The sequence below is a fragment of the Cyanobium sp. Maggiore-St4-Cus genome, assembly GCF_024345615.1.
In the GTDB taxonomy this organism is placed as follows: domain Bacteria; phylum Cyanobacteriota; class Cyanobacteriia; order PCC-6307; family Cyanobiaceae; genus Cyanobium_A; species Cyanobium_A usitatum.
The window spans coordinates 105,177-131,967 of sequence record NZ_JAGQBL010000002.1; the positions used below are offsets into that span (position 1 = coordinate 105,177).

At 61.3% G+C, this 26,791-nt stretch carries 30 protein-coding genes; 15 read left to right on the forward strand and 15 right to left on the reverse strand.

What is annotated here, in order from left to right; translation table 11 throughout:
• Both KBY99_RS02255 and KBY99_RS02260 read left to right on the forward strand, forming a co-directional pair.
• Positions 1 to 1,269: a M16 family metallopeptidase gene (locus KBY99_RS02255; protein ID WP_254997076.1), complete on the forward strand. Its 1,269-nt coding sequence runs from the start codon at positions 1 to 3 to the stop codon at positions 1,267 to 1,269.
• Complete coding sequence (locus tag KBY99_RS02260; RefSeq protein WP_254997078.1) at positions 1,266 to 2,570, forward strand: M16 family metallopeptidase; 1,305 nt, start codon at positions 1,266 to 1,268, stop codon at positions 2,568 to 2,570. Before KBY99_RS02255 ends, KBY99_RS02260 begins: the two co-directional genes overlap by 4 nt.
• A 21-nt stretch (positions 2,571 to 2,591) precedes the next feature.
• Here the strand turns inward: KBY99_RS02260 and KBY99_RS02265 are convergent, their stop codons facing one another.
• A complete protein-coding gene (locus KBY99_RS02265; protein WP_315857936.1) occupies positions 2,592 to 2,816 on the reverse strand; it encodes a DUF3148 domain-containing protein in 225 nt (74 codons plus the stop codon).
• Between the two features lie 125 nt (positions 2,817 to 2,941).
• On the opposite strand from KBY99_RS02265, the gene KBY99_RS02270 reads away from it, so the two are divergent.
• From KBY99_RS02270 to KBY99_RS02285, 4 genes are read left to right on the forward strand one after another with little or no spacing between them, the layout of a single operon-like run.
• Positions 2,942 to 3,517: a biotin transporter BioY gene (locus KBY99_RS02270; protein WP_254997080.1), complete on the forward strand. Its 576-nt coding sequence runs from the start codon at positions 2,942 to 2,944 to the stop codon at positions 3,515 to 3,517.
• Positions 3,514 to 3,981, forward strand: a complete 468-nt coding sequence (lspA, locus tag KBY99_RS02275) for a signal peptidase II (RefSeq protein WP_254997081.1) — start codon at positions 3,514 to 3,516, stop codon at positions 3,979 to 3,981. The genes KBY99_RS02270 and lspA overlap by 4 nt, the downstream gene beginning before the upstream one ends.
• Complete coding sequence (locus KBY99_RS02280; protein ID WP_254997082.1) at positions 3,962 to 6,127, forward strand: transglycosylase domain-containing protein; 2,166 nt, start codon at positions 3,962 to 3,964, stop codon at positions 6,125 to 6,127. Before lspA ends, KBY99_RS02280 begins: the two co-directional genes overlap by 20 nt.
• Positions 6,128 to 6,137: 10 nt before the next feature.
• Positions 6,138 to 7,685 (forward strand): DUF697 domain-containing protein, encoded by a 1,548-nt coding sequence (locus KBY99_RS02285; RefSeq protein ID WP_409996515.1) that lies wholly within the window; start codon positions 6,138 to 6,140, stop codon positions 7,683 to 7,685.
• A 183-nt stretch (positions 7,686 to 7,868) separates the two neighbouring features.
• On the opposite strand, the gene KBY99_RS02290 is transcribed toward KBY99_RS02285, so the two are convergent.
• The gene (locus KBY99_RS02290; protein WP_254997083.1) at positions 7,869 to 9,284 is read right to left on the reverse strand and encodes a pyridoxal phosphate-dependent decarboxylase family protein; all 1,416 of its coding nucleotides are present in this window, start codon (positions 9,282 to 9,284) and stop codon (positions 7,869 to 7,871) included.
• A gap of 129 nt (positions 9,285 to 9,413) precedes the next feature.
• On the opposite strand from KBY99_RS02290, the gene KBY99_RS02295 reads away from it, so the two are divergent.
• Positions 9,414 to 9,866, forward strand: a complete 453-nt coding sequence (locus tag KBY99_RS02295) for a nucleoside deaminase (protein ID WP_409996521.1) — start codon at positions 9,414 to 9,416, stop codon at positions 9,864 to 9,866.
• Here KBY99_RS02295 and KBY99_RS02300 read toward each other — a convergent pair.
• Positions 9,829 to 11,022, reverse strand: a complete 1,194-nt coding sequence (locus tag KBY99_RS02300; protein ID WP_409996516.1) for a pyridoxal-phosphate-dependent aminotransferase family protein — start codon at positions 11,020 to 11,022, stop codon at positions 9,829 to 9,831. The genes KBY99_RS02295 and KBY99_RS02300 overlap by 38 nt on opposite strands.
• Positions 11,023 to 11,069: 47 nt before the next feature.
• The gene (locus tag KBY99_RS02305) at positions 11,070 to 11,588 is read right to left on the reverse strand and encodes an allophycocyanin subunit beta (RefSeq protein WP_254941092.1); all 519 of its coding nucleotides are present in this window, start codon (positions 11,586 to 11,588) and stop codon (positions 11,070 to 11,072) included.
• Between the two features lie 208 nt (positions 11,589 to 11,796).
• Here KBY99_RS02305 and glnA point away from each other — a divergent pair, with 208 nt between their 5' ends.
• Positions 11,797 to 13,215, forward strand: a complete 1,419-nt coding sequence (gene glnA, locus KBY99_RS02310) for a type I glutamate--ammonia ligase (protein ID WP_254941093.1) — start codon at positions 11,797 to 11,799, stop codon at positions 13,213 to 13,215.
• Here glnA and KBY99_RS02315 read toward each other — a convergent pair.
• On the reverse strand, positions 13,203 to 13,457 hold the full coding sequence (locus KBY99_RS02315; RefSeq protein WP_254997086.1) for a hypothetical protein: 255 nt from the start codon (positions 13,455 to 13,457) through the stop codon (positions 13,203 to 13,205). The genes glnA and KBY99_RS02315 overlap by 13 nt on opposite strands.
• Positions 13,458 to 13,596: 139 nt before the next feature.
• Between KBY99_RS02315 and KBY99_RS02320 the strand changes: the two genes are divergently transcribed.
• A complete protein-coding gene (locus KBY99_RS02320) occupies positions 13,597 to 14,655 on the forward strand; it encodes a class I SAM-dependent methyltransferase (protein ID WP_254997088.1) in 1,059 nt (352 codons plus the stop codon).
• On the opposite strand, the gene KBY99_RS02325 is transcribed toward KBY99_RS02320, so the two are convergent.
• On the reverse strand, positions 14,652 to 14,921 hold the full coding sequence (locus KBY99_RS02325; RefSeq protein ID WP_106501840.1) for a hypothetical protein: 270 nt from the start codon (positions 14,919 to 14,921) through the stop codon (positions 14,652 to 14,654). The genes KBY99_RS02320 and KBY99_RS02325 overlap by 4 nt on opposite strands.
• Positions 14,922 to 14,982: 61 nt before the next feature.
• On the opposite strand from KBY99_RS02325, the gene KBY99_RS02330 reads away from it, so the two are divergent.
• A complete protein-coding gene (locus KBY99_RS02330) occupies positions 14,983 to 15,309 on the forward strand; it encodes a DUF6439 family protein (RefSeq protein WP_315857937.1) in 327 nt (108 codons plus the stop codon).
• On the opposite strand, the gene KBY99_RS02335 is transcribed toward KBY99_RS02330, so the two are convergent.
• Both KBY99_RS02335 and KBY99_RS02340 read right to left on the reverse strand, forming a co-directional pair.
• A complete protein-coding gene (locus tag KBY99_RS02335; RefSeq protein ID WP_254997089.1) occupies positions 15,236 to 15,685 on the reverse strand; it encodes an ATP-binding protein in 450 nt (149 codons plus the stop codon). The genes KBY99_RS02330 and KBY99_RS02335 overlap by 74 nt on opposite strands.
• A gap of 55 nt (positions 15,686 to 15,740) precedes the next feature.
• Positions 15,741 to 16,469 (reverse strand): GUN4 domain-containing protein, encoded by a 729-nt coding sequence (locus tag KBY99_RS02340; protein WP_254997090.1) that lies wholly within the window; start codon positions 16,467 to 16,469, stop codon positions 15,741 to 15,743.
• 68 nt (positions 16,470 to 16,537) lie between these two features.
• On the opposite strand from KBY99_RS02340, the gene mnmH reads away from it, so the two are divergent.
• From mnmH to KBY99_RS02360, 4 genes are read left to right on the forward strand one after another with little or no spacing between them, the layout of a single operon-like run.
• Complete coding sequence (gene mnmH / locus KBY99_RS02345) at positions 16,538 to 17,605, forward strand: tRNA 2-selenouridine(34) synthase MnmH (protein ID WP_254997091.1); 1,068 nt, start codon at positions 16,538 to 16,540, stop codon at positions 17,603 to 17,605.
• A 24-nt stretch (positions 17,606 to 17,629) separates the two neighbouring features.
• Positions 17,630 to 18,001 (forward strand): photosystem II reaction center protein Psb28, encoded by a 372-nt coding sequence (gene psb28, locus KBY99_RS02350; RefSeq protein WP_106501844.1) that lies wholly within the window; start codon positions 17,630 to 17,632, stop codon positions 17,999 to 18,001.
• 4 nt (positions 18,002 to 18,005) lie between these two features.
• Positions 18,006 to 19,094, forward strand: coding sequence for an AI-2E family transporter (locus tag KBY99_RS02355; RefSeq protein ID WP_254997093.1), 1,089 nt, complete (start codon positions 18,006 to 18,008; stop codon positions 19,092 to 19,094).
• Positions 19,095 to 19,098: 4 nt separating this feature from the next.
• Positions 19,099 to 20,100, forward strand: a complete 1,002-nt coding sequence (locus KBY99_RS02360) for an AI-2E family transporter (protein ID WP_254997095.1) — start codon at positions 19,099 to 19,101, stop codon at positions 20,098 to 20,100.
• 270 nt (positions 20,101 to 20,370) lie between these two features.
• Here the strand turns inward: KBY99_RS02360 and secF are convergent, their stop codons facing one another.
• The 6 genes from secF to rsmA all read right to left on the reverse strand — a co-directional run bounded on the left by secF (position 20,371) and on the right by rsmA (position 26,038).
• Entirely contained in the window at positions 20,371 to 21,342 is a 972-nt protein-coding gene (gene secF / locus KBY99_RS02370; RefSeq protein ID WP_254997096.1) for a protein translocase subunit SecF, read from the reverse strand.
• Position 21,343: 1 nt separating this feature from the next.
• Entirely contained in the window at positions 21,344 to 22,813 is a 1,470-nt protein-coding gene (gene secD, locus KBY99_RS02375) for a protein translocase subunit SecD (protein WP_254997098.1), read from the reverse strand.
• Positions 22,814 to 22,815: 2 nt separating this feature from the next.
• Positions 22,816 to 23,799, reverse strand: coding sequence for a pyruvate dehydrogenase complex E1 component subunit beta (locus KBY99_RS02380; protein ID WP_254997100.1), 984 nt, complete (start codon positions 23,797 to 23,799; stop codon positions 22,816 to 22,818).
• A gap of 139 nt (positions 23,800 to 23,938) precedes the next feature.
• Positions 23,939 to 24,274, reverse strand: coding sequence for a DUF3082 domain-containing protein (locus KBY99_RS02385; protein ID WP_254997102.1), 336 nt, complete (start codon positions 24,272 to 24,274; stop codon positions 23,939 to 23,941).
• On the reverse strand, positions 24,271 to 25,206 hold the full coding sequence (gene ispE, locus KBY99_RS02390; protein WP_254997280.1) for a 4-(cytidine 5'-diphospho)-2-C-methyl-D-erythritol kinase: 936 nt from the start codon (positions 25,204 to 25,206) through the stop codon (positions 24,271 to 24,273). The genes KBY99_RS02385 and ispE overlap by 4 nt, the downstream gene beginning before the upstream one ends.
• On the reverse strand, positions 25,199 to 26,038 hold the full coding sequence (gene rsmA / locus KBY99_RS02395; protein WP_254997104.1) for a 16S rRNA (adenine(1518)-N(6)/adenine(1519)-N(6))-dimethyltransferase RsmA: 840 nt from the start codon (positions 26,036 to 26,038) through the stop codon (positions 25,199 to 25,201). Before rsmA ends, ispE begins: the two co-directional genes overlap by 8 nt.
• Positions 26,039 to 26,061: 23 nt before the next feature.
• Between rsmA and KBY99_RS02400 the strand changes: the two genes are divergently transcribed.
• Positions 26,062 to 26,349: a hypothetical protein gene (locus KBY99_RS02400; RefSeq protein ID WP_254997106.1), complete on the forward strand. Its 288-nt coding sequence runs from the start codon at positions 26,062 to 26,064 to the stop codon at positions 26,347 to 26,349.
• Here KBY99_RS02400 and KBY99_RS02405 read toward each other — a convergent pair.
• Positions 26,343 to 26,708 (reverse strand): YraN family protein, encoded by a 366-nt coding sequence (locus KBY99_RS02405; protein WP_254997108.1) that lies wholly within the window; start codon positions 26,706 to 26,708, stop codon positions 26,343 to 26,345. The two genes, KBY99_RS02400 and KBY99_RS02405, sit on opposite strands and share 7 nt — an antisense overlap.
• Between the last annotated feature and the right edge of the window lie 83 nt (positions 26,709 to 26,791).

Consider the following 26,791-nt stretch of genomic DNA (forward strand, 5'->3'; position numbering starts at 1 on the left):
TTGCCCCTGGCCCCATCCCAGCCCCTGCTGCCAGGGCTGGCTAATCCCAGCGACCAACTTCTTGCCAACGGCGCCACCGTGGTCAGCCTGTCCTTGCCCGACTCGCCGCTGGTTTGCCTCGACTTTTGGTGCCGGGCAGGCAGCGTTTTTGAATCTGCCGCAGAAAGCGGCATGGCCCATTTCCTTGAACATATGGTGTTCAAGGGCAGCGAGCGGCTTGGGCCTGGTGAATTCGACCTTCGCATCGAGGCGATGGGTGGCAACAGCAATGCCGCCACCGGCTTCGACGACGTTCACTACCACGTTTTGATCCCACCGGAGGCGGCTGCAGACGCCCTCGACCTACTGCTTGATCTGGTGCTGCATCCCCGCCTCGATGCCGCAGCCTTCGACATGGAGAGGCAGGTGGTGCTCGAGGAGCTGGCCCAAAGCGAAGATCAGCCCGATGAAATCGCTCTGCAGCAGTTACTTCGACTTGGCTGCCCAAAGCATGCCTACGGCGAACCGATCCTGGGCCAGCGCGAACTGCTTCTTGAGCAGACACCCGATGCCATGGCCGCCTTCCATCGGCGTCTTTATGGCGCCAACCGTTGCGTGCTGGCCATGGGCGGCGCCTTCGAGCTGGAGCCCCTGGCCGAACGCATCGACGCCAGTGGCCTGGCCCAATTGCCGCTGGTGGAGGAGCCCTGCCGCCGACCAGCCCTTCTGGTGCAGCCAGGGGAGCACCGGATCGAAGTGCCGCGGCTCGAATCGGCGCGCCTACTGATGCTCTGGGGTCTGCCTCCCGCCTCTCAACTGCACGACGTGATGGGCGCAGACCTTCTCACAACCGTGCTGGCCGAGGGGCGCCGCAGCCGCTTAGTGGAGAGGCTGCGAGAGCAACTGCGCATCGTGGAAAGCATTGATCTCGATCTGCACGTAATGGAGTTCGGCAGCTTTGCCCTGCTGGAGGCGATCTGCGAAACGGACGAGCTGGCCTCCGTTCGCAAAGCGATTGATGCGGTCTGGTATCAGCTGTTGCAGGAGGGTATGGCTGAGGCTGAATGGCAGCGAGCCCAGCGGCTGGTGGCCAATGGCTACCGCTTTGGTTTAGAGGCCGCTGGCAGCGTGGCTGGCCTGATAGGCAACAACCGCCTCTGGGGGCGCCACCACAGGTTGGAGCTGCCACTAGAAGAGATTGGTTGCTGGAGTGCGTCCGAATTGCTGCAGCAGGCCGTTCCCCTGCTGGATCCCAGCCGGGCCTGCGTGCTCGAGGCGGTGCCGGCATGACCAGCACCAGCACCCATCCATCCTCTGCCAACTGGCAGCACACCAGCCTTCAGGGCGGCCTACCGCTGATCTGGCAGCGCCGACCTGGACCGGCGATCGTGGCCTGCCGGCTGTGGATACGGGGAGGCAGCAGTCAGGATCTGCCGGGCCAGCGCGGGGCTGGTCAATTGCTGGCGGGCTTGATGACCCGCGGCTGCGGCAACTATGGGCCAGAAGCCTTGGCCGACCTAGTGGAGGGTCGCGGGGCGGCCCTGCGTGCTGAAGCCGCCGAAGACTTCCTGGTGATCAGCCTCAAGTGCGCCAGCAGCGACACGAGCGAGCTGCTGCCCCTGTTGCTGTCAATGGCCAGGCAGCCCTGGCTCAGCCCTGACCAACTCGAGCTAGAGCGGGACCTGAATCTCCAGAGTCTGCAGCGCCAGCGGGAAGATCCGTTCCAGCTAGCCCACGACCAGCTGCGCCACATGCTCTACGGCGATGGGCCCTATGGCCACGATCCCCTCGGTGTAGATGGGGAATTAGCTGCCCTGCACACCGAACAGATAGGGGCGTTGGTGCCTGATCTCGGCCAGAACGGCGCCCTTTTAGTGGCCTGCGGCGATCTGGATGACGAACTACCCCAGCTGCTCAATCCCCTGCTGAATCAGTGCCCTTGGAATACGGCCCCGCCAAGCCCCGGCGCCGGACCGGGAGCAGCATCCGGGCAGGAGCGCTTTGCCTCCTTGGAGCAGGACACTGAGCAATTGGTACTGATGCTGGGTACGGCTACCGTGCCCCTGGGCGATCCGGATGGTCTGGCCCTGAGGCTGCTTCAGGCCCACCTGGGCATGGGCATGTCCAGCCGTCTTTTCGTCACCATGAGGGAGGAGCGGGGCCTGGCCTACGACGTTGGGGTTCACATGCCGGCCCGCCGCGGCGCTACTCCTTTCATCTGGCACCTCTCCACTTCCGCCGAGCGGGCAGAGGAGGCCACCACCGCTCTTCTGGAGGAGTGGCAACGAGTTCTCGATCAGCCCTTGAGCGTGCCTGAGCTCGCTTTGGCCAAGGCCAAATACCGCGGCCAGGACGCCATGGGGCGCCAGACCTGTGGCCAGATCGCCGATCGTCAGGCGCTGGTGCTGGGCAATGGCCTGGGCTGGAGTTACGTGGAGGACAGCCTGGAGCGGGCTCAGCATCTGGATGCAGGCACCTTGCTGGCGGCAGCTCGCCGCAGGCTTTCTGCTCCCTCCCTCAGCATCTGTGGTCCAGCGCCAGCCCTAACCGCAGCAGAACTGGCCTGGCAACGCCACGATCTCAGTTCCTGATAGGCCGTGCCCAGTGCCTGATTAAGGCGCGGCAGCATGTAGTTGGTCAGCTTCCAGCAAAAAGGTGCCGCGACGAAAGCGAACAGCCAGTTGATTGCGCGCCTTAATGGCCAGCACCTGACCCTGCTCATCGCTGTCCACCAGGTCTGGCGGACGCAACATCGGCATGGGATCAGCTGTTTTTAGATAGTTGGGCCGGCCCTTCAGCTGCACCGCATCTCCCACACCAAAAGGCAGTGACTCCACGCCAAAAGGCAGTGGCTCCAACGACTCGGCTCCTAGTGGCTCTTCCATAGCTTCTCTTGATATCTAGAAGTTAGCGGCCCCATTGGCGCGACCCCCCAAAATGGGGCCAGAAACGATGTGATCAGTTGAGGGCCCTAGCCACCTGGAGCGGCGCAATCGCCGGTCTGCTGCTGATCTTGGTAGGCGGGCTGATTCAGGCCGCCGCTCCGCTTCCGGCCGCCAGCGGCGGCTTGAACCTCACGACCCTGCCCATCACCCTGCAGGTGCCGGCCCTGCTGCTAACCGCCTTGGTCTGCGGCCCCCGCAGCGGCATGCTCGCAGCAGTTGCTTACCTGAGCCTGGGCCTGTTCCAGCTGCCTGTGTTTCAGGGTGGGGGCGGAGCCGCCTACCTGTTGGATCCTGGCTTTGGTTTTCTGGCTGGCTTCATCCCGGCGGCCTGGCTCACCGGCAAGCTCGTGCGCCAGCAGGGAATGAACGACCTGCTTGGTTTATTTGGCGCCGCAGTGGTCGGGCTGGGCGTCCTGCAGGTCTGCGGCATAGCCAACCTCTTGCTTGGAGCACTTGCTGGCCGCTGGGGACCAAATCTTGGAATCCTGCTGTTCAGCTACAGCCTGGCGCCCTTGATACCCCAGTTGCTCCTTTGCTGCGCCGTAGCCCTGATGGCCCTGCTGCTGCGCCGTCTGCTGCTGGTGGAGTCATGAGACGGCTGCGCAACCTCGCCTTCGCCTGCGCTGCCTTGGTGTTGCTGCTTGACCAGCTCAGCAAGGCTCTAGCCGTTGCCAATCTGCCGCTAGGAAGCAGTTCAACTTTTCTGCCGGGGCTCCTTTCACTGCAGCTTGTCCGCAACACCGGAGCTGCCTTCAGCCTGTTCAGTGGCAACCCCCAGTTACTTGGCCTGGTGAGCCTTCTGGTCTCCATTGGTGTGGCTGTCTGGATTCAGAGGCAGGGTCAGTTGACCCTCACCCGTAGCCTTGGGATAGGGCTGCTGCTCGGGGGAGCGCTCGGAAACGGGCTCGATCGCTGGCGTCTTGGCTATGTGGTGGATTTTTTAGCCCTGGTGCCGGTTTCCTTCCCGGTGTTCAACCTGGCCGATGTGGCCATCAACCTGGCGGTGCTTTGCTTCGCCATCGAGCTGCTGGGTAACCATGGCCAAGCCAGCGTTTGAAGCCCTAGGCCGCCGTTGGCAGCGGTTCAGCCAGCCCGGGCAAGCCCAACTCCAGGTGCATTTACCGGGCCAAGCCTCGCGCCTGGTGCCCCTGCACCCGGGCATCTACCGCATCGGGCGCGACAAAGACTGCCAAATTTGCGTTGACCATCCGGCGGTCAGCCGCCAGCACGCCCTGCTGGAGCGGCGCGGATCCCACTGGTTGCTAAGCGACGACAGCTCAACCAACGGCCTCTGGTGGCAGGGTAGGCGGGTGCAGCAGTTGTTGCTTCGCGACGGCGACAGCCTGCGCTTCGGCCCCAGCCAGGAGGCGGGACTGCCTGAGCTCGATTTTCAGGTCCGTCCCCTGCCCCAGCTGCAAAGGTTGCTGCGGGCAATGAGCCTGATGCTTGGGGCGGCGGCCCTGGGCGGCCTGGGCCTGCAGGTCATCTCCGGACTCCAGGTGCCCATACGCGGCAGCCTCGCCACGGTGAGAGGGCCGCTGGTTCTCTACGACCGGCAGGGCAAAGCAATCGCAACAGCCCAGGCCAAAGAACATCGGGAGCTCAAAGCCTTGCAGGGCTATCCCCGGGTGTTGATCGATGCCCTGCTTGCCAGTGAGGACAGCCGCTTCTGGTGGCATCCCGGCGTCGACCCGGTTGGTACGGGCCGAGCCCTTGTTACCAACGTGCTCGGAGGACGGGTACTGGAGGGAGGCAGCACTCTCACCCAGCAACTGGCCCGCAGCTTGTACCCCGATCAGGTGGGTCAAGGTGAAACCCTGGGCCGTAAGTGGCGTGAGCTACTGGTGGCGCTACAGCTTGAGGCCCGGTTCAGCAAGCGGGATTTGCTACTGAGCTACCTCAACCGGGTTTATCTAGGTGTTGGCTGGGGTTTTGAGGATGCCTCCCGCCACTATTTCGGTAAGCCCGCCAGCGACCTAAAGCTTGAGGAGGCCGCCCTACTGGTGGGCCTACTTCCCTCGCCCAATGGCTACGACCCCTGCTTCGATCCCCAGGCGGCTCTGAGCTCCCGCAATGCCGTGCTCACCAAGATGGGAGATACGGGTCGCATCAGTGCCGATCAGGCCCGCAGCGGCCGCCGTAGCCCAATCCGGCTTTCGCCCCAGGCCTGCCGCAGCAGCACCTCCCTACGCGGAGTCCCCTTTTATTCAGATCAGGTGGGCCGCGACCTCGAGCAGCTGGTGGGGGCAGAGGTGGCGGCCGAGGGCAATTTCCTGATCGATACCTATTTGGATCGACCCCTGCAGGAGCAGGTGGAACGGTTGCTGCGTCAACGACTTAGCGACAGCAAGTCGCTGGGGGTGGGGGAAGGGACCGTGGTGGTGCTCGATTCGCGCACCGGCGGCATCCTTGCCCTTGCCGGCGGTCGCGACTACCGCCAGAGCCAGTTCAATCGAGCCACGATGGCCCTGCGCCAGCCAGGCAGCACCTTCAAGCTGATTCCCTATTTGGTAGCTCTCGAGCGGGGCGGCAAGCCCAGTGATCCAATCAGCTGCTCGCCATTGCGCTGGCGCGGTCAGAGCTTTAGCAGCGGTTGTGGTGGCAATTTGAGCCTGGTATCCGCCTTCGCCATCAGTAGCAACACGGCAGCGCTGCGTCTGGCCCAGCGGGTAGGTCTTGATGCATTGGTGCAGAAAGCCCGTGATCTTGGCTTCACCAGCCCCCTGGCGGCCGTGCCCGGATTGGCCCTCGGCCAGAGCGAGGTAACCCTGCTGGAACTCACAGCTGCCTACGCGGCGATCGCCAACGGTGGCGTTTGGCATTCCCCCAGCACAATTCGGCGCCTTACCGATGGAGAGGCATGTAGCGGCCAGTCATCAAACCAGTGCCGCCAGGCCAACGTCCCTTCAACATCCCAGGCGGGACGCCGGGTAAGCAGCGAGGCGACGGCCCGCGCCATGCAGCAGTTGCTTCGAGCAGTGGTGCAGCGGGGTACGGGCCAGATGGCCAGTCTTGGCGGTCAGGAGGGTGGCAAAACCGGCACAACCAATGACAGCCGCGATTTGCTCTTTGTGGGCTATGAACCCCAGCGCCATTGGGTGGTGGGTATCTGGTTGGGTAATGACGACAACAGCCCCACTCGCGCCAGCAGCTCCTTGGCTGCAGGACTGTGGAGCGAGATCATCCGAGCAGCCCGACCCTGATGCCTGAGTTGTGAGCACCCGCACCCGCCTGTGGATGATCGCCGGCCTGGCTGTGCTGGCCCTGATCGCCGTTGGCGCCTTGCTGCAGGGGGTCAACAACCTCTACTGGCAACTGAGCTGGTATTTGCCGAGCTGGATAGTTCAGCCGCTGTTTGCCCTTGTTTTCGCTGGCTTCGTGCTCCTGCTGGTGCAACTGGCCTGGCCGTGGCTGCGGACGATTACCGGCAAGGCCAGGCCAGGTGCGGCTGCCAGCTTGCCGCCACCGGGTAACCGCCGGGAAGCAGCCGCCCAAAACCTTGCCGCCATCGATCAAACCCTCGATCGGGTGCGCGATGCGGTGGAGCGGGAAGCCCTGCGTCAAGAGCGGCAGCGCATGCAGGCCGAGCTGGAACGGGGCGATCTCGTGATTGTGCTGTTTGGTACAGGGTCCGCAGGCAAAACCTCTCTGATCCGGGCCCTCCTGCAAGAGCTGGTGGGCAAGGTGGGAGCTGCCATGGGATCCACCAGCGAAACCCAGCGCTATCGCCTGCGGCTGCGCAGCCTGCAGCGAGCCGTGGTTTTAGTTGACACGCCCGGCATCCTCGAATCAGGTGCTGCTGGCCTGGAGCGGGAGCGACTCGCCCGCGACCAGGCAAGCAAGGCGGACCTGCTCCTACTTGTGGTGGACGGCGACCTGCGCGCCGCCGAGCTTGAGGTTTTTGAAGCCCTGGCTGGTCTGGGAAAGCGGCTGATGCTGGTGCTCAACAAGTGCGACCTGCGGGGCGAGCAGGAGGAAGCGCGCTTGCTGCAGCTACTGCGCCAACGCAGCCGCGACCACGTTGCGGCCGAAGACGTGATCCCTGCAAGCGCGGCACCCCAGAGCGTGCCTATGCCAGGGGGGCGACCTTTGCAGCCAGCTGCCGAAGTCGATGCCCTGTTACGCCGCATCGCGGCCGTGCTCCACGCCGATGGGGAAGAACTGATTGCCGACAACCTGCTGTTGCAGTGCCGGCGGCTCAGTGAGGCGAGCCGCTCCCTGCTGACCAGGCAGCGCCGCAGCGACTGCGAGGTAATCGTTGATCGCTACATGTGGATCGGAGCCGGGGTGCTTGCCGTCACACCCCTACCTGGCCTGGACCTGCTCGGTGCCGCAGCTGTAAACGCCCAGATGGTGGTGGAGATCGCCCGTATTTATGGCATCAGCATGAGTCGCCAGAGTGCCCAGGATCTGGCCCTTTCCGTTGGACGCACCATGGCTGGCCTCGGGCTGGTGAAGGGGGGCGTCAGCTTGCTTAGTGCGGCCCTAAGCCTGAACGTACCTGCTCTGGTTGTGAGCCGTGCCATTCAGGCGGTCAGCGCTGCCTGGCTCACCCGGGTTGCGGGGCTGAGCTTCATCACCTACTTCGAGCGCGACCAAGACTGGGGCGACGGCGGTGTGCAGGAGGTTGTGCAGCAGCAATACGACCTCAGCCGACGCGACGGGGCCATGAGTCGCTTCCTTAAGGCCGCCTTCAGCCGGGTGGTGCAACCGCTGCAGGCAAAGCAGCGGAGTTTGCCGCCAAGGCCTGGGACCGACTGAGCGGCAGTTCTCCTAAGGCCTCCGGTGGCGGTGGCTGCAGTGGTCCCCGGCTATCAAGCACCACGATCATGGCCAAATAAAGAACGCCGATTAGCACCGAAATTGCGCCAGTCACAATCGCGACCCAGCGGCCGCGGCCGGAGCTCGTCACAGCAGGGGGTTCACTCAAGGAGGAAAGGGTTATCAGTACAGATCATCGAGGCTGGCATGCACAACCCTGGCGAGGTTCTCAAGGTGGGCTTGCTTGGTGTGGGGGTTACCAAGCACTGCCTTGAGATGATGGCGCCCGGCGTAGTGAGGGCGCGAAAGCATCAGCTGCTCTTGGAGCAGGTGCTGACGAGTGCGATCGCTCCAAGCCTGGCTGTCGGCTGCATCAAGTTGCTGGGGAGTGAAGGCCAGCAGATGGAAGGAGCCACCGACCAGCTGCAGCCGCTCGTTGGGTGTCAGCAAGGCCTGAAGCTGGCGACGACGCTGAATAGCCCCATTAAGCACCGCTTCGATGCCCACTAGGCCAAGCTGCCGCAAACCGAGCCAAAGCTTGAGAATTTCGGCGGGGCGGGAGCCCTGCAAGCCACTTTCACCGCCGTGGCTGCCGCCCCAGCTCGGCTCCATGTAGGGCAGTCCGGTGTGAAACGCCTCCGCCAGTGTCTGGGGGCGGGCCAGCAACAGCAGGGAGGACGTTTTGGTGATTCCCAGCAGTTTCTGGGGATTGATCGTGATCGAATCGGCTTGCTCCAGGCCAGCAACCCGATGGCGGTGGGCAGGCACCAGGCCGAACACGGCCCCGATAGCGCCATCCACATGCAGCCAGAGGCCCCGCCGCTGGCAAATCCCAGCAATCGCACTGAGGGGGTCGACTGCCCCCCGAACAGTGGTGCCAGCGGTGGCAACTACCGCGATCACTGGCAGCCCAGCCCGCTCGAGTTGATCAAGCTCCACCTCCAAAGCGCTTGGATCTAGTCGGCCCTGGCTATCTACTGGCACCGGCCGCAGGGCCTGAGGCGGTAGGCCCATAACCGCCAGAGCCTTAGCGAGGGAGACATGGGCATCAATGCTTGCTACCACCACCGCCCGGCCGTCTATGGCCAGACCCCGCTGGCGTCTCGCCGCCACCAGAGCCATCAAGTTGGAAAGGGTGCCGCCGCTGGCGGCCACACCGCCACTACCCGCAGGCAGGCCTAGCTGCTCAGCCAGCCAGGCCGTGAGGCTGCGTTCTAGGCGGCTCAAACTGGGGGACAATTCCTCAGCCAGCATGTTGTTGTTGAGGCCGGCGCAGATCAAATCTGCAGCCACCGAGGCCGGCAGAGGCGGTGGGTCGAGATGGGCAAGGGCACCGGGGTGGTTGGGATTGAAGGCCCCATCCATCACCAGCTGCAGATCGGCGAGCAGCATCTCCGGAGCCAAACCGTGATCTTCCGGCTCCACCGGTGGCAAAACGCTCAAGCCTGGCAGTGGCGAGCGTTCGGCAGCGCTACCAAGCCACACGCAGAGCTGCCGTGAAGCCTGCTCTAAAAAGTCCTGCAGCCTGGGGTCTAGCTGCTCCGGACTGGCAAAGGGCAGGGGCTGGCTGGCCCGCGGGGCAGGGGGGGCGCTAGCCAACGAACACCGATCGGATCAAGCCATTCTCACCTGTGGAGGTGGGCTACAAGTGGGTTTGTGCTGGGGCAGCAAGCAGTGGATCCATCCCTACTCCTGGGCCCACTAGGGCCCCAGCTGCAGCGCCAGTGGATGCAACTGCTGCTGCGCCACGCAGAGCGGGCCGGAAACCAGGGCGAAATTCCCGTCGCCGCTGTGTTGCTCGATGAAAGGGGACGCTGCATCGGCTGGGGCAGCAATCGGCGCGAACAACACAGCGATCCCCTTGGCCACGCCGAACTGGTGGCCCTTGGCCAGGCGGCCCGCTTGCGCGGCGACTGGCGATTTAATGGCTGCACCTTGCTGGTGACTCTGGAACCTTGCCCCATGTGTGCCGGTGCCTTGGTCCAAGCCCGCATGGGAACGGTCATTTTTGGCGCTAGGGATCCGAAGAGGGGCGCCCTCGGCAGTTGCCTTGACTTAGCCAGCAATCCCAGTGCCCATCACCACATGACCGTGATCGGAGGGGTTTTGGGCGAAGAGGCCAGCGGTCTGCTGGCGAGCTGGTTTAGGCGGCGACGGCAGCAGGGGCAACTGCGGGCCTGAAGGCCGGCAGCTCGGTTTCAAACAGGTTGAGCAGGAGGTCGACGTTTTCAGGCTGGCTGTTGTAACCCATCAAGCCGATCCGCCAAACCTTGCCCGCCAGCGCTCCCAAGCCTCCACCTACCTCAATGCCATGCTTAGTGAGCAGGTGCTGGGAGAAGGCTTTGCCGTCAACTCCTGTGGGGATGCGCACCGTGGTGAGGGTGGGTAGGCGCAGTTCTGCCGGAGCATGCAGCTCGAGCCCCAGGGCTTCGAGACCAGCCCATAGGAGCTCGGAATTGCTGCGGTGGCGTGCCCAGGCTGTCTCCAGTCCCTCCTCGGCCAGCAGGCGCAGGGCTTCGCGCATGCCGAAATTCATATTGACTGGCGCCGTATGGTGATACACCCGATCGCTGCCCCAGTACTGATTCAGCAGGGTGACGTCCAAATACCAGTTGGGGACCTTGCCGGCCCGGGCCATCATTTTTGCTTCGGCTCGCGGGCCCATGGTGAAGGGACCAAGTCCTGGAGGACAGCTGAGGCCCTTCTGGCTGCAGCTGTAGGCCAGATCTACCTTCCATTCATCGAGGTAGAGGGGCACCGCACCAAGGGAAGTGACGGTATCAAGCAAGAGCAGGCAGTCGTGCTGACGGCAGAGATCGCCGACGCCCTCCATGGGCTGGCAGATCCCGGTCGATGTTTCGGCGTGGACAATGGCCAGAATTTTGGGCCGATGGGTGGCTACGGCGTTCTCGAGTTCAGCAAGGCTGAATGCTTCCCCCCAGGGCTTCTCGATCGTCACAACATTGGCCCGGTAGCGACCGGCCATGTCGGCCAGACGTAGGCCGAAATAGCCCTTGACGGCCACCAAAACGGTGTCTCCAGGCTCAATCGTGTTGGCCAGGCTGGCTTCCATGGCCGCACTGCCGGTGCCGCTCATTGGAATGGTGAGGCGGTTGTCGGTCTGCCAGGCGTAGCGGAGCAGCTCCTGCACCTCACCCATCAGCTCGACGTAGAGGGGGTCGAGGTGACCAATCGGCATTCGGGCCAGGGCCTGAAGCACGGTGGGATGGGCATTGGAGGGGCCAGGACCGAGCAGCAGACGATCTGGCGTAGCTATTGGGGCCAGCGTGCGGCGATGGGCTGAATTAACTGGTGGCAGCACGGGCAGGGGAACCAAGACCAGGATGGAGCGGGTAAATCGAGCCTAAGCAACAATTCCGGGGCCTAGCGGGCCCGCAGATTGGTGGCACCAAGACCACGGCAGAGATGGTCAAAGGGGGCCCGAACCACTGCCGCGGATGCCACACCGGCGTCGAGCAGCATCTCGCAGACCACATCAGCCATCAAGGCAATGCTGCGCACGGTGGGGCCGGTCGGCACGCCAAGACTCTTGTATGTGTCGTCAAGACCATTCAGCACCCTCTCGTTGAGGATCGATGCGTCGTCGGCGATCAGGGCATAGCTGACGTAACGCAGGAAGTAATCCATGTCCCGCAGGCAAGCCGAAAGGCGCCTTGTGGTGTAAGCGTTGCCACCGGGCAGGATCAGCTCGGGATCAGCAAGCCAGAGACGCTGCGCCGCCTCGCGCACGATGGTCGCCGCCTCTCGGTTGATCAGCTCCACCGCAGCCAGGCGCACGCTGGATTCGGAGTAATAAGCGCTGATGCGGTCGATCGCATTGCGGTCTAAGTAGCGGCCGAGCTGGTCATAACGGCCAATCAGACCAGTGATGGCATCGCGCATGGCGGAATTAAATCGACGCACCTGCATCGGAAACTAGCACTCACATTCCGCCAAATCCCAGGCCAGGGGTGGGTTCTGGGGAAGTTGACAGAAACGGTTACGCAATCCTCGCCTTCAGTTTGGTTACAGCCGATACCAATTAGCTTCTGGCCGATCCGTACGGTCCGGCGACGCCGCAACCGGTCGGCACCCATCCTTCTTGTTCGTAATGGCCCAAACAGCCCAAGACGTCCTCCGTCAGATCCATGAGGAGGGAATCGAGCTAATCGACCTCAAGTTTGTCGACTTGCATGGCAAGTGGCAGCACCTGACGGTCTGCCGCGACCTGATCGATGAGGCCTCCTTCAGCGATGGCGTTGCCTTTGACGGCTCTTCGATTCGGGGCTGGAAGGCGATCAACGAATCGGACATGGCGATGGTGCCGGACCCCAACACCGCCTGGATCGATCCCTTTTACAGCCACAAAACCCTGAGCCTGATCTGCTCGATCCAGGAGCCCCGCAGTGGCAAGCCCTATGGCCGTTGCCCCCGGGCGTTGGCCCAGAAAGCCCTCAACTATCTCGGTTCCACCGGCATCGCCGATACCGCCTACTTCGGGCCGGAACCTGAATTCTTTGTCTTCGACGACGTCCGCTACAGCTCAGGCAGCGGCAGCAGCTTTTACAGCGTCGATTCAGTTGAAGCTCCTTGGAATAGCGCGCGCCTCGAGGAGGGTGGCAACCTTGCCTACAAGATTCAGTTGAAGGAGGGCTACTTCCCGGTCGCCCCCAACGACACCCTTCAAGACATGCGCACGGAGATGTTGCTCACCATGGGCAGCCTGGGCGTGCCGATCGAGAAGCAGCACCACGAGGTGGCAACAGCCCAGCATGAGCTGGGTATCAAGTTTGCCGAGCTGATCAGCGCAGCCGACAACGTGATGATCTACAAATACGTAGTGCGCAACGTTGCCCGTAAGTACGGCAAGACGGCCACCTTCATGCCCAAACCCGTGTTCGCCGATAACGGCAGCGGCATGCACGTGCACCAGAGCCTCTGGAGAGGCGGCAATCCCCTGTTTTTCGGCGAAGGCACCTACGCCAACCTTTCCCAGACTGCCCGTTGGTACATCGGAGGGCTGCTGAAGCACGCCCCCAGTTTCCTTGCCTTCACCAATCCCACCACCAACAGCTACAAGCGATTGGTGCCAGGCTTCGAGGCTCCGGTGAACCTGGTTTATTCCCAGGGCAATCGTTCCGCCGCGGTTCGCATTCCGCTCACGGGGCCGAGCCCCAAGGCCAAGCGCCTGGAATTCCGCTCCGGCGATGCCCTGTCCAACCCCTATCTCGGCTTCGCGGCAATGTTGATGGCAGGCATCGATGGCATCAAGAACCAAATCGACCCGGGCGATGGCACCGATGTTGATCTGTTCGAGCTTTCGCCAGAGGAATTGGCCCGAATCTCCACTGTGCCGGCCTCACTGAATGGTGCCCTTGAGGCCCTCGATGCAGACAAGGATTACCTGCTAGCTGGTGGCGTCTTCACCGAAGACTTCATCAACAATTGGATAACCCTTAAATACGAGGAAGTGCAGCAGCTACGCCAGCGGCCCCACCCCCACGAGTTCGTGATGTACTACGACGCCTGATCAGGCACTGGCGGGCAATAGCGCAGGTGGGCGATAGCGCTTGCCTGCAGTTGCTTTGCCCGGGCCTGGCGCCTAGCCCAGGTTTGGAGCTGATGCAGGGCGTCCCCGGCGGGGTTGGGATCGTGGTGCTTGGTTATCTGGGCCAGTTCGGCTCCATGGAGGCGGTTGTCACGGGCGTGCAACAGGCTCCAGGTTTGAAATTCAGGATCGGAATGCTGGCGCTGCAGGCGGGCAATGGTCATGGCGTGCTCCCCTCTCTCTGGATCCAGTCTGCAGCTGTTTTGGTAGTGGTTGCTACGAAACAGCCATAGCTTCACAGCTCTTCAGCAATCGCGGTGTCAGTACAAATTCGCTGAAATGGAGGCAAGCCATTGCCTAGCCATGCCCGATCAGCTCACAAAGTTGGCCTACCAAACCATGCAGCAGGGCAGGGCGCTACTTGGGGTCACCCATAAGGAGGTGAGCACCAGGCTTATGGGGTTGCTTGCTCCAGATGGCACCCCCAAAACCGTGCCAATCCCGCCTGAATTAATGGGCAGCCTCAGGCAGGCCATGGATTCATTGCACGAGCGCGACTGGCAGGAAGCAGAACAGGGCCTTTACCCGCCATCCCTGCTGTTCGATGCCCCTTGGCTTGATTGGGCGAGTCGGTATCCAATGGTGTGGCTCGATATGCCCAGCACCTGGAATCGCCGCCGGGAGCGCAATGTGCGCGATTTGCCCAGCAGTGTTGATCAAGATGATTACCCCGACTATTACCTTCAAAATTTTCATCACCAGACCGACGGCTACCTAAGCGACCACTCCGCGGCGCTCTACGACCTGCAGGTTGAAATTCTGTTTAATGGCACTGCCGACCCAATGCGGCGGCGGCTTCTGGCTCCCCTGCTGCGGGGTATCAAAGCCTTCGCCGATCGCCCAGCTGGCCAGGTGCGCGTGCTCGACCTTGCCACCGGCACCGGCCGCACCCTGCGTCAGATCAGGGCGGCTTTACCCAAGGCCCAATTGGTGGGATTGGATCTTTCCAGTGCCTACCTGCGCCAAGCCAATAAATGGCTTAGTCAGCTGCCCGGTGAACTTCCGCAGCTAACCCAAGGCAACGCTGAGGCACTGCCCTTTGCCGACGCAAGCTTTCAAGCGGTCACCTGCGTTTTTCTGTTCCACGAGCTGCCGGGGCAGGCACGTCAGAACGTGATTAATCAGGCCTACCGGGTGTTGGAGCCTGGAGGGGTTGTGGTCATTGCCGACTCCGTACAACTGGCTGATTCACCCCAATTCAGTGCCGTAATGGAGAACTTCCGGCGGGTTTTCCATGAGCCCTACTACCGCGATTACATCTCTGATGACATCGGAGCTCGTCTTGCCCAGCCTGGCTTTGAGGGCATCACGGCCCAAAGCCATTTCATGACTCGGGTCTGGACGGCCCGCAAACCTCGCTAGCGCTTCAGAATCCAGGCCAGGAGCAGGCCGGCGGTGGCCCAGCGCAGCCCACGCCAAAACAGCACCTCCTGGCGGTAGGGGGGAGCTAGCTGCTCGGGCAGGGGATCAAGCAATCTCTGGGTTAGCTCAAGGCGCTGGCGTTGCCGCCGCTGATTGACCCCGGAGCTTTTAGCTGTCAAAGATGCCTGGGTGAGCAGCCCATCCAGCAGGTGCAGTAGGCGAATTGGTTGGCGCACCGAGTGGTGGCCCAATGGTCGCGTCGGCATGGCCAGCTCCCAACGAGGCGTTACAGGCTTCAGGATGGAACCTTGAGCCTGTAGCCGTCCAGTGCAAACCCCGTTGTCCAAGCAAAAACGAAGCTGGCCAGAAGGCTCCTTAGAGCTGGCTGTCGCTTTGCAGCGACATCTGGCCATAGGCGACCGGGAATGGCACGCCTTCAAGTCCCAACGCCCCAGGCGCGGCGCTGAGCAGCTTGCTGCAGCCCTGGTGCTGCTGCTTAGGGGTGATGATCCCGGGGCACCTCAATCCTCAGACGCACGCCGCCAGGCCATCGAGTTGGTTGAGCATGGACTCGGCTGGCTCAAGGCTGAGTTGAACGATCCTGGTTGCCCCAGCCACCGACCGGCACCAGCAACGAAGCTCGCTGCCGACTGACTGCCAGTTGCAACCGGTTGCCACGGTTACTCCAGCGCACGTCGTCGAAGCAGTGATGAATCAAAAACAGCCCGCGACCACCCGCAGCATCTAGCTGCTCAGGCAGGCTTGTGCTGCGAGCCGCTGGTGGCACCCCGGCTCCCTCATCCTGCACCTGCCACACCAGCCAGTTGGGGGTTTCAATACGGCGCACTCTCAAGCATTTGGCTGGGTCGCACCCGTTGCCATGGCGGACCGCATTGACCAGTGCTTCTTGCAGGCCAAGCTGCACCTGGCCCTGAAGCTGCAGGCAGCGAATGGGCTCAATCAACAGTTCCAACAGCGGTGCTAGCTGCAGCGTTGAAGGCGTGATGAAGTCCGACCAGCGCAGGGCCATCGGGCTGAGATACGCAGGTGCCGTTTTGACCATACGCCGCTGCCTGCACCCTTGCTCAGGGCCTGATCCGCTGTTGCAGAGCTGGGTGGTTGAGCAGGGCATCCATCAGCCGCACACCGCGCAGTTGATTGACAAGGGGCATGTGGCCCTCAGGGGCCTCAATGGACCACTGGAAGGAGCCGGGGTAGCGAGTCCAGCGGCCTGCGTCCTTCCAGGCCAACTTGGGCCAGAGCAGCTCCCAACGGCCATTGCAACTGCGTAGCAACCTGCCCTGCACCGAGAAGCCAAAACGGCCGCGTGAAAAACAGACCCAGAGCCGATCGAGGCTGTCTAGGTCGGCGGAGGCTATCGGCGGCACCTCGCTGTAATACACGTAGCCGCGGCGTACGGCTTCTGGGCCGGCCAGCTCCCGGAGCAAGCTGCTGGTGATTCGGTCGGCTTCCTCAAGCTGCTGAGCCATCAGGGCCCGTTGAAGGGGTGCGTAGTCCAAGCCGCGGGCCGACACCGTGGCAAGCCAGCCATCGGGGTAGCGGGCCAGAAACTCTTCGCGCAGCCCATCCTGTTCATCGAGCAGGAGCTGAATTAAAAAACCAGCTGCCCAGTCATCTCCGGTGGCATCAACGCCAGCCAGATGGTCTGGGATTAGGGGCCGCAACGCATGGCTCTGCTGCTGCAGGGTGGCCAGCAAGGCACGCCTTTGACGGGTATTGCCGGCCTGAAAGCGCTCAAGCAGGGCACTAGGGCTGGTGCCGGTAGTGGCGGTGACCGGAGGTCCGGAAAGCATGGAAATGGAAGCCGAGCCTGAAGCAGTGCCAGCGTGGCCCACTATGTCAGCTGAGATCCTCAGCAGTGATGTCGGGCTCCTGCCCTCCCCAAGATGTGAACGCATTCCTGGCGGCCGAGGGGCCGATCGTGGACGTGCGCAGCCCAGGGGAGTTTGAACAGGGTCATGTGCCCGGAGCGGTCAACCTGCCGTTGTTTAGCAACGACGAGCGAGCTCAAGTTGGCACTGTCTACAAGCAACAGGGACGGCAGCTTGCCGTGCAACTGGGCCTGGAACTGGTTGGCCTGAAGTTGCCATCCCTTGCCCAGGCCCTATTGGAGCTTGCTGATGCAGACAAGACCCTGCGCCTGCACTGCTGGCGAGGTGGCATGCGCTCAGGCAGCATGGCTTGGCTGGCGAGCACTTTGGAGCTGCCCGTTTTGCTGTTGCAAGGCGGCTACAAGGCCTACCGCCGCTGGGTGTTGGACTGTTTTGAGTCCACCTGGCCCCTACTCGTGGTCGGCGGTCGCACCGGCACGGGCAAAACCGACCTGTTGCATGCTCTTCGCCGAAGAGGGCAGGCGGTCGTTGATCTTGAGGGATTAGCCAATCACCGAGGCAGCAGCTTCGGCGGCTTGGGCCAACCCCCGCAACCGAGCACGGAGCACTACGAGAACCTGCTAGCTGCAAGCCTTACGGCCAGCGCCGGCCAGGCACCGATCTGGCTTGAGGCCGAAAGCGCCCAAGTCGGTCGCTGCCGTATACCCGCGGGCTTGTGGCACCAAATGGGTGGGGCGCCGGCTGTTGAGATCCAACGTCCTATGTCGGAGCGGGTTGAGCAACTGGTTGCGGTATACGGCAATCAAGGGGAGGAGTCCTTGCGCCTCGCCACCGAACGCATCGCCCGGCGGCTTGGCCCCCAGCGCACGGCAACAGCTCTGGAGGCGATCGCCTCTCAAGACTGGGCTACTGCCTGCCTGCAGATGCTCGACTACTACGACCGCTGCTACGACAACGAGCTCAGCAGGCGTTCTAAACCCCTGTTGGCCAGCTTCGATTTGGGCGGAGTAGACCCGGATGCAGCTGCAGCTGAATTGCTGCAACCAGCTCCCTGGTGGGAGCAGGTCTGTGGGGAGTCAGTTAAGGCTGGCTCCTAGGATTGATTTTTGTCCCCGCTTGCCATGGGCGCCGCCATTCAGTTCTTCCGTGGGGTGGATGAGCCGGTCGTGCCCGACATCCGCCTCACCCGCTCGCGGGACGGCCGCACCGGCCAGGCCCTTTTCGTGTTCGACGAGCCCGATGCCCTTGCTCCCGAAAGCATGGGCGACATTACCGGCATGTTTTTGGTGGATGAGGAAGGCGAGCTGGTGACCCGTGAAGTGAAGGCCCGCTTCGTCAACGGCAAGGCCAGCGCCTTGGAGTGCACCTTCACCTGGAAGAGCACGGAGGATTTCGATCGCTTCATGCGCTTCGCCCAGCGCTACGCCGATAGCCACGACCTGGGCTTCTCGGGTAATAAAGATGATGACCAGCCCGAGCAGGACGAGGCCTGAGCCCTTGAAATTCGGCCAGTGGTTAGGCCTGTTGGCATTGGTGGCATCCCTGGTGCTGCTTTGGGGCTTGCGTCAAAGCCTGATCTACCTGTTTGCCGCCGTGGTGTTGGCTATGGCCCTTTGCACCCTGGTGGGATCGATCCGGTCCCGGCTGGGGTGCTCCAGGCCGCTGGCTCTCCTGCTCAGCCTGGGCACGGTCCTTCTGGTGTTGGCTCTGGCTGCCACCCTGGTGATCCCCCCTTTCGTTGAGCAATTCAGCCAGTTGTTGGGCAAGTTGCCGGCAGCAGCAGAAACCCTGCTGGATCTCCTGAGAGATGGTCTATCGCAGGTTTCACAAATGATTTATGGCAGCAGGGATGGTGACCTCTCCTGGCTGCGAGATGGGCTGGTTGGTAGCGACGCTGGCGGTGCCCCAGGCCTCTCCCCCCGCCTCAGCAGCAGCTTGGGCAGCGGCGCCCTGCGCCTGCTTGGGCTTGCAGGTGGCGTTGGCACCGGTCTGCTGCAGATCCTGTTTGTAGTTGCCGTTGCTGTGATGGTGGCTGTGCAGCCCACCGCCTACCTAGAGGTGGGTGTGCTGCTAGTGCCTTCGTTTTACCGGCGCCGCTTCCGTCAGGTTTTGGTGCAATGCGGTGATGCCCTAAGTGCCTGGATGGTGGGGGTATTAATCAGCTCACTTTGCGTCGGCATCTTGGCGGCAATCGGCTTGAGTTTGCTCGGGGTGAAGTTGGTGGCAGCAAACGCCCTGCTTGCAGGCCTGCTCAACATCATTCCCAACATTGGACCAACCCTAAGCACGGTTTTTCCGATGTCCGTGGCCCTACTAGATGCTCCCTGGAAAGCAGCAGCGGTACTAGCGCTTTATGTCGCTGTTCAAAACCTCGAGAGCTATCTAATTACACCTTCGGTGATGCATCACCAGCTCAAGCTGCTGCCTGGCTTCACCCTCACGGCCCAGTTGCTGTTCACGGTTGTGTTTGGCCCGCTGGGGCTGCTGCTGGCCTTGCCGTTAGCCGTTTGCCTGCAGGTGATGGTGCGCGAACTGCTGATTCACGACATCCTGGACCCATGGAAACGTCTGCGCCTTACAGGCTGACGCAATGAACGGCCGCACAGTGCTTGGGGCACTAGCCCTGGTTGTTATCGGGCTGCTCACCTGGGAATTGCGGTGGGTTCTGCTTGTGCTGTTCGGTGCCGTGGTGCTGGCCGTCGCCCTTGACGTACCAATCACCCTGCTGCGGCGTCTCCTGCCTCTGAATCGCCCAGCAGCCTTAATTGTGGTGCTGGTTTCACTGGTGTTGCTCGGCGGGGTGCTGGGCCAGCTGTTGCTGCCTGAGCTGCTGGAGCAGATCAAGCAATTGACCACCCTTTTGCCTGTCTTGGCTTTGCGGCTGAGCAGCCTGGCCCGCCAGGTGGATTGGCTGCCTGATCTGGAGCAGCAGCTGATGGCGCTTGGTACATGGGAGCGGCTCCAGCCCCTAGGCGGCCAGTTACTTGGCCTGGCCGGCGGCGCCGCAAACACCACCATCCAGATGCTGTTGATGGCCTTGCTGGCGATTCTGCTGGCCCTGGATCCTCGCAGTCATCAGAAGGTGATTGTTTCCCTTACTCCAAGCTTCTGGCGCCCCCAGATGCAAAAACTGCTGGGTGAATCCCGCCAGGCTCTGGGTGGCTGGCTCGCTGGCATGACCCTATCTGCCGTGAGCGTGTTTCTGCTCACCTGGGCCGGGTTAGCCCTATTGGGCGTGCCGTTGGCCCTATTGAGCGCCCTTGTATGCGGCCTGCTTACCTTCGTGCCCACGATTGGCCCCACCGCAGCAACCTTGTTGCCCCTAGCGGTGGGGTTACTGGTATCCCCAGCAAAAATGCTTCAGGTGCTAGTGCTGCGGCTTATTTTGCAAAATGCCGAAGCCTTTTTGCTTACGCCTGTTTTGCTACGGCGTACCGTCAATTTGCTGCCCACCGTCGCACTCACAGCCCAGCTATGCCTGGGAGCTCTACTTGGGCTGCCAGGAGTGTTACTTGCCTTGCCATTAGTGGTTGTGCTGCAAGCTCTTTTTGAAGAAGTATTGGTAAAGGAAGTAATGGATCAATGGAATTGATCACTCTTGGTGATCAATTGAAATTGTCACTAGAGTTTTTACTATGGCCTTTGGCGGTAGTGATGCAATAACGATGGCAATAACAACAGCACTGCTGTAGCCAGGAGATGATTGCGAATCGCGGCCGCCAAGGAAGCCAAGGTGAAGTGATCTGCCAGTAGTTGCAGCTCAACTCGCAGATCTAGAAGAGCAAGCAGAGCGAGCAAGATGGGCACAATGGAGCCTCTCAGGCTGCGGCGGCCCGTCCTTGCAACATGAGCAGGGCTCTGATTAGCGACGGGAAAATACCGGCAACAGGGTGGGCGCCACACCGATACTTGAATAAGCTCCCACCAAAATGCCAAAACTCAAGGCTATTGAGAACCAAAACAAGGTGCTGCCACCAAAGAAAATGAGGGCAATCAACGGCAGAAGGGTTGTAAGGGAAGTGTAAACAGAGCGGGTCAAGGTACTTATCACGGCCTCATCTGCCTGGTCCGCCAGGGGCAAGTCTTTGAGCTGTGAACGCTTCTCCCGTATTCGGTCAAAAATGACCACAGTGTCATTGACTGAGTAGCCTGCAATGGTAAGTAGTGCTACTGCAAAAAGGCTATTAACTTCTACCCCGGCTAGCACCCCAAGCCAAGCAAATAAGCCACAAGTGATCAAAACATCATGACCCAGACATACAAGTGCCAACAATGCATAAACGCGATCGTAGCGGAAGGAAATGTAGATGGATATACCTACAAAACTAACTATCAAAGAAACCAAGCTGGCACGCAGTAGCTGGGAGCCAAGGGTGGGGCCAATCGTGTCTACGGACAAACCGCCCGGGACCGTATCGCCGATTTCGCCCTTAAGGGACTTGATCACCGCTTCGGACTGGGCAGGGCTCAGGCTGGGCATTCGCAAGACCAAAGAGCGCCCACCATCAAGAACCTGAACTGTGGCTCCAGTTAGTGGTGGAGCAGGATCTGAGCCATCCCCTGGCAGCTTCAAGGCAACCAGGCTCGCTTGGAGCGAATCAACGGCCAATGGGGCACAGGCTGGGGTGCAGGTGCGCTCAATCTGAATCTGAGTGCCGCCAGTGAAATCAAGCCCTGGGCGCAGTGGAGCTCGGATTGAGGGCGACAACCAACTGACAGCCATTCCCAGCAAACTCAAAAGCAATGCCACTGTGGACAGGAGCCATAGCTGGCGGCGATTGCGATTAACGCGGAAAGAAAACATCGGCCGGTGACTATTTGGTGCCAGGGACATCTCAGGCAACCCCCTCTGAACGTTGAACAAGTGGGATGAAGTAGTTGATGCGCCGTAAGCCGGGGTAGCTCATCAATACCCGCAGGAGTGTGCGGGTGCACGTGAGGGAACTGAACAAACTAAGCAAAACACCAATTCCAAGTGTGACCGCAAATCCCTTGACAAGCCCCGTTCCTAAAGCGAATAAGGCGATGCAGCTAATTAAGGTAGTGACCTGGCCATCAAGGATGGATGAAAATGCGAGTGCGAAGCCAGTATCGATAGAGCGAATTAAGGTGTTACCAGCGCGCAGCTCCTCCTTAATACGCTCAAAAATAAGTACGTTTGCATCTACTGCCATTCCAAGCGACAAGATGAATCCAGCAATCCCGGGTAGGCTTAGTGTGACAGGGATTAGGGCATAAACTGCCAAGTTGAACAGGCCGTATAGGGATAGGGCAACTACCGCAACCACTCCAGCCAATCGATAAACGATCACCATGAACACGGCCACTAGCAGCAGGCCTGTAAGGGCTGCCACAAGGCTGGTACGAATGTTTTCAGCACCTAATGATGGTCCAACTGTGCGCACCTCGAGGATTTTCACTGGTAGCGGCAAGGAGCCCCCTCGGAGCTGAACCTCCAAGTCCCGAGCCTGCTCGGCGGTGAAATTACCCGTGATGCTTGCTGATCCTCCAGTAATGCCCGCGGCCTTGAACTCAGGGCCCACGCTTGCCTCACTTATGGAGCGACCATCTAGGACAATGCCAAGCAAACGACCAGTGCCGGCGATCGACTGGGTAAGGCTGGCAAACTTATCGCCCCCGTCCTTAGTGAAACCGAGAGTCACATCCCAGCCGGTGCCCGTCTGCTGCTGCTGGCGACCTGCGGTGACAAGATCCTTGCCGCTGAGGCCAGCTGGTTCGAATAGGGCAACAATGTCAACGTTCATACGTTGCAGTTCTGCCTCTAGCTGATCACGATCAGCTTGTTTGGTGTCAGGCTTAGTTGGTGCATCTTGCTGGGAGTCAGCAGCTTCCTTAACTGGGCCGTTTAGACGGATTAAAAGTGCTGTTGCTTGGCGCTTCAGGCTGAGCAATTCCTGCATCCGCTGCTCGGTGCCAGGTTTTTGGGCCCGAAATTCAAGTAGTGCTGTTGTGCCAAGAACCTTGGCGGCGCGGGAAGGATCTTGCTCCCCAGGCAGTTGCAGCACAAGCTGATCGTCACCGACAGTTTGCAAGGTCGACTCAGCCACACCCAAACCATTAATGCGGCGGTCAAGCACCTCCTTGACAGCATCAAGCTGCTCCTTCTGGACACTTTTGATGGCACCAGCTGGCATTACTTGGAGAGTTAGTTGGCTGCCACCGCGCAGATCCAATCCCAGGCGCTGGCCTAGGGGAGTCTCCGGTGTGTTCCAGGTAAAGAGCAAGGCCCCGGCCGCAATTGCCAAGGCAAGAATCAGGGCAAACCACCCCTGTTGACGAGCCATATCTAGATCTTTCCGGCGACGAGCTGCTGGGCCGCATCAACAATTTGATGGGGCTGAATGATGGTTAGGTTTTCCAGGGCACCGTTGTAGGGAGTGGGGATGTCCTGGGAAGACAACCGAATCGGCCGGGCATCAAGCTCATCAAAACAGTGTTCCGTAATTAAGGCGATCAATTCAGCTCCGATGCCGCCTGTCTTCATACATTCCTCAACCACAATCACCTTGTGGGTTTTGCGGATCGAGGCGGATATGGTCTCCATATCAAAGGGCGTAAGGCTGATTAGATCGATCAGCTCCACGCTCACCCCAGCCTTCTCCAACTGCTCGACAGCCTTGAGACAGTGATGACGCATGCGTGAGTAGGTGAGAATCGTGACATCCGATCCAGCCTTCACAACCTCGGCCTGGTCAAGGGCACAGATGTAATCACCTTCTGGAATATCTTCCGAAAGGTTGTACAGCAGCACGTGCTCGAAAAAGAGCACGGGGTTGTTGTCGCGGATTGCTGCCTTCATCAGGCCTTTGGCATTGGTGGGAGTGCTCACCGCCACAATTTTGATACCTGGTACGGCATGGAAATAGGCCTCAAGTCGCTGGCTGTGCTCAGCGCCCAGCTGGCGACCAACCCCGCCAGGCCCTCGCACGACAGTGGGAATGGTGTAATTACCGCCGCTGGTGTACCGCAACATCCCCATGTTGTTGGAGATTTGGTTGAACGCCAGCAGCAGGAAGCCCATATTCATGCCTTCGACGATTGGGCGCAGCCCCGTCATCGCCGCACCAACCGCCATGCCAGCAAAGGAGTTTTCGGCGATCGGGGTGTCCAGCACCCGCAGCTCACCATATTTCTCGTAGAGATCCTTGGTGACCTTGTAAGAGCCGCCGTATTGGCCGACGTCCTCACCCATCACGCAGACGTATGGATCTCTGGCCATCTCCTCGTCGATGGCTTCCCGAAGGGCATTGAACAGCAGCGTCTCTGCCACGTCTGGGCTTGCACCATTTAGCTGCCAACCTATCTCAGCCGCCGGCGGCGAAGGTTGAGAGCAGCAACACCGAAAGCAGCATGCCGGGTAGAAGCAGTGTTACCAGCAAACCCAGATCGTGGGGAGTCATGGACAGAAGTTAGGGCTTTTCGGCCGCATCGGCAGGGGCCGATCCGGAACCGGACACCAAGCTGCGCACGAACACCAACGCCAGACCAATGCCAATGAAGGCAAAGCTGAAGGTGGCAAGAAACGACATGCCAACAATCAGCGTTTTGAGGGCCGTGGCGATGCTCTGGGCAATTGCCGAGCCGTAGCTGGGTGGATGCAGTGCGTAGTACGCCACCAATTTCTGGCTCAGACCTAAGGCCAGCCAGGCCAGCAGACCAGCGGTGAGCGAGCCCGAGAGGAAACTAAGCGGCCCTTTACGGGGCGCTGGATCACTGGGCTTGATGGGGGATTCGGATTTTGTCACTGAATCAGGCTGACACCCCGATCGCTGAAGCCACAACACCAAGACTCAAAGCCGTACTGCTCAAATCGTTCGGATTGGTCTGCATGGGCGCTGCGAGCTTCGTCCAGGTCGGAGAACAGGGCGAAAAGACTTGGGCCAGAACCACTCATGGCAACTGCCAAGTGTTGCTCGGCCTGACGCAGCAATGCCAGGCCCTGGCGCACGGTTTCCACCTCTGGTTCCACCACGGCCTGCAGGTCGTTGCGCAGTGGTGGCCAGCTCCCATTCCCCGCGATGGCGCCTAGCAAGGGCGCCTGACGTAGGGCCTGACGGCGCTGCTCAAAGTCGGCTTCAGCCTCGAGATAGAAATCGCCGCGTAGCTCCTTGCAGCGTCCGTAGGCCCAGGGCGTGCTGACACTCACCCCCGGGTGCTTGAGCAGCAGTAGCGCCGGAGGCTCGGTTGACTTGAAGGCCAAGGCTTCCAACCGCTCACCGCGGCCAAAGCAGAGCTGGGTGCCGCCATCAAGGCAAAACGGCATGTCTGAACCAAGCTCAGCCGCCATGCTTTGCAGCTCCTGACTCTTAAAGCCCAGTCCCCATAGCTCGTTGAGACCAATCAGCGCCGCCGCTCCATTACTGGAGCCGCCCGCAAGGCCAGCACCGATCGGGATGCGCTTCTCGAGCACGATCTGGGCCCCAAGCTCGGCAAAACCTGAGCGGGCACGCAACATCTCCCCTGCCTTGACGACCAAATTGCTGCTGTCAGTTGGCAGGTCGGCCCGATCGCACTGGAGGCTGATTTGGCCATCCGCCGTGGGCCGCAACCGCAGGCTGTCGGCCAGATCGATCGACTGCATCACCATCGCCAGCTCGTGGAAGCCATCGGGGCGCAGGCCAAGCACCTCCAAGTGCAAATTGATCTTGGCGGGGGCACGCACGCATAGATCAGCCATGGGTAGGGGAGGCACCGGGCGCAGCAATGACCTGATTCAAGCTGCCCGCCAACGCCACCCAGGCTGCTGGCGCGATCTCCTGGGGCCGCTGCTGCAGGCCGATTCCCGCTGCATCAGCCAACCCAGCAAGTTCAGCTTCTGGCAGCAGCCCTGCGAGGGTATTGCGCAGCATTTTGCGGCGTGCGGCAAAACAGCGCTTCAAAAGCATCTCCACTGTTCGGGCTAGTTGGGGCGCCAATTGCTGCTCCACTGGCAGCGGCTCCAACAGGATCACCTCCGAGTGCACTTGGGGCGGCGGCTGAAAACAGCGCGGCGGCACGGCACAAACGGAGCGGCAGTTGGCCAGCAGCTGCATGCGCACGCTCAGAGCCGAAAAGGCGCTGGCGCCAGGCTCACTGCGGATCCTTTCCCCTACCTCCCGCTGCACCAGCAGCACTAGGCGGTCGTAGGGGTGGGCCACCGGTCGATCGAGCCGGCCCACCAGCCGCTCTAGGAGGGGGCCTGTGATGTTGTATGGAATGTTTGCCACAACCTTGTTGGCGGCAGGAAGCTCCACCGTCAGCACATCCCCCGAGGTGAGCTGGAAGCGCGGCTGGTCGCCGAAGCGCTCCTGCAGGCCCAGCACCAGATCGCGGTCAAGCTCCACTGCAGCCACTGCCGCCGCCGGTGTAGCCAGCAGCCGCTCGCTGAGAGCTCCCCGGCCCGGCCCCACCTCCAACACCCGATCGCTGGCTTCAAGCTCTGCGGCCGCCACGATGCGTGAGAGCACCCCCTGATCAATCAGCCAGTGCTGGCCGAAGCGCTTGCGGGCGCGGTGGGCAGTAAATGTCATCTTGAAGTCGTCAGGTATCCACAATGGCTGTTGCCCCAGATTCAGGCATTCATCCGCAGGCATTAATTTGCGCGGCGGCCATAGTTGCCGCGCTGCCGTTCCTGACCCTTCCCGCTCAGGCAGGCAGCGTCACCGCATCCTCGATCTGGGACAAAAGCAACGCCATTGAACGGGCTAGGCAGCAGCTTCCAGCTGGTGCGGTTGTTACCGCTGAGCGCTGCCAGGAAACGGAGGTAGGGATGGGCAACTATCGCTATTTATGCACTGTCGAGTTCAGCCAGCCAGCGCCGGCTGCTACTACCGATCAGTAATCGGCGCGGATCCAGCGGACAGGTCCGGGCGCCGGTGCCAGGGGCACCAAGGCAAACACCAGCTCCACCGAGCTCTCCGCCCAAACCGGATGGTCCTCCAGCCAGCAGTGCCAGGCACGCTCCAACCGCTGACGCTTGCCGCGACGCAAAGCGCCGGCACCCCAACTATCTGGCCCGCAACGGCTGCGACCTTTCACTTCCACCAGCAACAGGCGCCCCCCTTTTTCCAGCACCAGATCCAGTTCTCCCCAGCGACATGCCCACTGGCGTGAGAGCAACCGCCAACCCCTGCCGAGCAGTAGGCGCAGCACCCGCTGCTCGGCCCAGTCGCCCTGGCGGCGTGCAGTGGTGCGAGCCATAGGCCTGGAGCAGCAACTCCCAGGGTTCCCACGCAGTGCGCTGCTAGGTGGCCTGCCTAGGCTTGAGATACCCACCCAGCCGA